A 3,602-nucleotide genomic window follows, 5' to 3' on the forward strand; every position below is an offset into this window, starting at 1 on the left:
GTCTTATTCCATCAATTCCGGAACTTCTTCCTCAATAAATTTCTCCGGAATATTCTTATTCGCTTTTGCTCCTAATTTCTTGATATTTTCAACCCGCGTGATCAAATTTCCTTTTCCGGTTTTTAATTTATTCAAAGCATTCAAATAGGAATCTTTGGAGCGGTCGATATTTTTCCCGATATTATCAAGATCAGTGATAAAACCGACGAATTTATCATAAAGATCACCGGCTTGTCTGGCAATCGTGATCGCATTTTTGTTCTGTTTTTCCTGACGCCAGATATAAGCGATCGTTCTTAAAGTTATCAGTAATGAACTCGGGCTAACCAGCACGATCTTCTTATCCAAACCATATTGATATAAGGAACTTTTAGTCTGCACAACGAGATTGAAACTTCCTTCAATTGGCATGAACATCAAAACAAAATCAGGTGAATTCAAACCGGTAAGTTGTTGGTAATGTTTGGAATTCAAATCGTCGATATGAGATTTGATAGAATTTTGTAAGGCTTTCAGATATATTTCCTTTTTATGCTCCGAATCTGCTTCGTTCATCAATTTCTCATAACTGACCAGAGAAACTTTCGAATCGACAATTATATGCTTGTTTTCCGGCAACTTGATGATAAAATCCGGTCTGAAATGACGGCTTTCTTCACCTTTCAGATCCATTCCTTTTCCTTGAGATATATATTCAATTCCTTCCGTTAGACCGGATTCCTCAAGGATTCTCCTTAAAACAGTTTCTCCCCAATCTCCTTGAACTTTGAAATCTCCTTTCAAAACTTTCGTCAATTTTATAGCATCCTCGCTTAATTGGTTATTTAATTCCTTCAAACCTTTTATCTGCTGGATCAAAGTTGCATTACTGATGCGGTTTTTTTCATCCGTGTTTTCAATTTTTGCTTTGAATTTATCCAGATCATGCTTTAACGGATTCAGAATTTCATCGAGATTCGCTTTATTTTTAGCAGTAAATTTTTCAGATTTCTCTTCAAAAATTTTATTCGCAAGATTCTCAAAAGCAGTTGTGAATTTCTCGTGCAATTCTTCTATTTCATTCTTTTGGTTATCCAGTTTTTCCTGCAAATTTTTATTTTCTGTTTTCAGTTGGGAATTGAAAGTCAAGTAATCATTATATTTTTTTGTTAATTCGGAAAATTTTTTTTGAACTTCTTCCAAATTCTTTTCCAGAACAGAATTTTTTGATACTGCTTTTCCTTTTTCATCGGTAAGCTCGATAATTTTTTTATTCAGATTTTCTGATTTTTCTTTTTCTTCTTCAAATTCAGTTTTGAGATTTTGCAGGTTCTCCAAAAGGTTAGATTTTTCCGTTTCGATCTTTCCGGTTTTTGATTTCAGGAATAATCCGATGATGATTCCACCGATGATGATTCCGATGATTAGATAAATTATTTCCATAATGACTCCTTATGTAGCACAGAATTGCATTCTGTGAAAATCAATCTAATAGAACATAACTTGGTGAATTGATTGATTTAAACCTTCAAGGTTTGCCAAACCTTGAAGGTTTTAAAAAACCTTGAAATTCCGATACCGTAAATTATGAAATTCCCACATTTTACAAAAATGTGTTACTTTCGTCTAACAAACAACAAAGCCAAATATATCAATGGAATTATGACTAAAATGACAGCAATCAAATGAGGGATCACTTTTAGTTTATCAAGGATCGTAACGATTATAATGGAACTGCCGGCAATGAAAATTTCTTTGAATCTATCCCGTTTATAGTAGATTAAAATAATGATCGCAACGACTATAAAGGGTACTCTAAACCAAAATAATCCTCTAATATATTCATTCACTATTCAATTTTCAATATTAAATTCTTAAATCTTCTCTTCGATCTCGATCTTGCTTTGCAACTCTTTTTCTTCGAGTTTTTCCATCTCTTTTAAAGCATTGTTGAGTAGGACAACTCTTTCTCGATATGGAATAAAAGCACTTTTAAAACTATTGATGATCGTGTTCTTAACATCGGGATAATCCAGTCCCAATTCATTGATTGCCAACATATACTCATCGGTCAGAGTTGTGTTTGAGATTAATCGATTATCCGTGTTAATGGTAATGCGCAGACCATAATCAAGAAAGAATTTGAGCGGATGTTCTTTTAAATTCCTGACCGATTTCGTATGGAGATTGCTTCTGATACAGATTTCCAGTGGAATACGATGATCATTAACATAATTGAGCAGATCACCATCTTCGATCAATCTTGTTCCGTGCCCGATCCGATGAGTTCCGCAGTAATGAAGTGCTTCGGCAATACTTTTCGGACCATAAGCTTCACCAGCATGAATCGTAATATTGATATTATTGTTCAAAGCAAGATAAAATGCTTCTTTGTGTTCTTTCGCGGGATAATTGTATTCAGCTCCCGCCAGATCAAAACCGATAACTCCTTTATTTTTATAGGCAACCGCCAGTTTTGCCAGTTCCAGCGAAGTTGCTGGTTCCATATTCCTGATCCCGCAGATGATAACTCCGGTTCTGATATTAAAATCTCTTTCCGCAGACCTTAATCCATCGATTACAGCGTTGGAAATCGTGGTCAGCTTCAATCCTTTTTGTGTATGCAGAATTGGAGAATACCTGACTTCCATATAGCGGATGTTTTCTTTAGAAGCGTCTTCTGCTAATTCATAAGCTACTCTTTTTAAAGCCTTTTCAGTTTGAAGCACACTTAAAGTGATTTTAAATCCTTCCAGATATTCATCCAGACTTTCGCAATCATCCCGGCAGATAATGATCTTTTTTAACGCTTCTTCATTATCAGCAGGCAATTTTACTTTCTGTTTCTCTGCTAATTCGATGATCGTTGGAATTCGGATCGAGCCGTCGAGATGAACATGCAGGTCCGCTTTAGGTAATTTTTCAATAAATTCTCTTTTTAATTTCATATTTTTCCTTCCTTCTTTTTTTTCGTATTTTTTAAAAAATGTGGTGCAGTAGCACAGAATTGCATTCTGTGAAAAATTCTTCGACTCCTAAACAAAGTGAGGAGTTGAAGGATTTAATGATGTCGGTTGTATTTAGATTTTATCCTTATTTTACGATTTAAAATCAACTTTTTAGAATGACAATCCAAATCCGAAATTCGCAACCGGATATTTACAAATCGAATAATCTACAAAAAAATCAATCCTCGCAATATTATAAGAAACTCCCAAAGTTATTGGAACAATATTTTTACTATTTATTTCAAAATCGATTTCGGTTGGAACAGTTGCAAAAATATACGGAGGTTGATTACCAATAATAATTTCAGTTTCTGTTTCATAATGGGCATTTAATTTTGTATTATTGAATCCTAATCCACCGTAAAAAGTCCAGTTCAGGATCTTTTTACTGACTTCTCCATTCAGAGAAAAACTATTCATTTCAATGATTTCACCGATAGAGAAGGAATGATAAACAACTTGAATCGCCAAATCGAGAGGAATTAATTTAAGAAGATTTTTGTTCAAACTGTGTTTGAGACCAATTCCCCAAAAACTCAAAGCTCCCAGATCACTATTTATCTCAATTTCCGGAAAAAACCTGAACATCATTTCATTTCCCAAAGGAAGACCAAA

The 3,602-nt window shown here is 34.2% G+C and carries 4 protein-coding genes; all 4 read right to left on the reverse strand.

Annotation, left to right across the window (positions count from 1 at the left end):
- Nucleotides 1–3 precede the first annotated feature (3 nt).
- Nucleotides 4–1,422, reverse strand: coding sequence for a DNA recombination protein RmuC (locus ENL20_06710; protein HHE38247.1), 1,419 nt, complete (start codon nt 1,420–1,422; stop codon nt 4–6).
- A gap of 173 nt (nt 1,423–1,595) precedes the next feature.
- Nucleotides 1,596–1,829 (reverse strand): hypothetical protein, encoded by a 234-nt coding sequence (locus ENL20_06715; protein ID HHE38248.1) that lies wholly within the window; start codon nt 1,827–1,829, stop codon nt 1,596–1,598.
- Between the two features lie 24 nt (nt 1,830–1,853).
- Nucleotides 1,854–2,927 (reverse strand): adenosine deaminase, encoded by a 1,074-nt coding sequence (gene add / locus ENL20_06720; protein HHE38249.1) that lies wholly within the window; start codon nt 2,925–2,927, stop codon nt 1,854–1,856.
- Between the two features lie 171 nt (nt 2,928–3,098).
- A complete protein-coding gene (locus ENL20_06725) occupies nt 3,099–3,578 on the reverse strand; it encodes a hypothetical protein (protein ID HHE38250.1) in 480 nt (159 codons plus the stop codon).
- Nucleotides 3,579–3,602: the final 24 nt, after the last annotated feature.

Source organism: Candidatus Cloacimonadota bacterium, assembly GCA_011372345.1.
Lineage (GTDB): Bacteria > Cloacimonadota > Cloacimonadia > Cloacimonadales > TCS61 > DRTC01.

Coding starts and splice junctions, on each gene's coding strand:
- ENL20_06710 (HHE38247.1), bottom strand. CDS start 1,422: ATGGAAATAATTTATCTAATCATCGGAATCATCATCGGTGGAATCATC.
- add (HHE38249.1), bottom strand. CDS start 2,927: ATGAAATTAAAAAGAGAATTTATTGAAAAATTACCTAAAGCGGACCTG.
- ENL20_06725 (HHE38250.1), bottom strand. CDS start 3,578: ATGATGTTCAGGTTTTTTCCGGAAATTGAGATAAATAGTGATCTGGGA.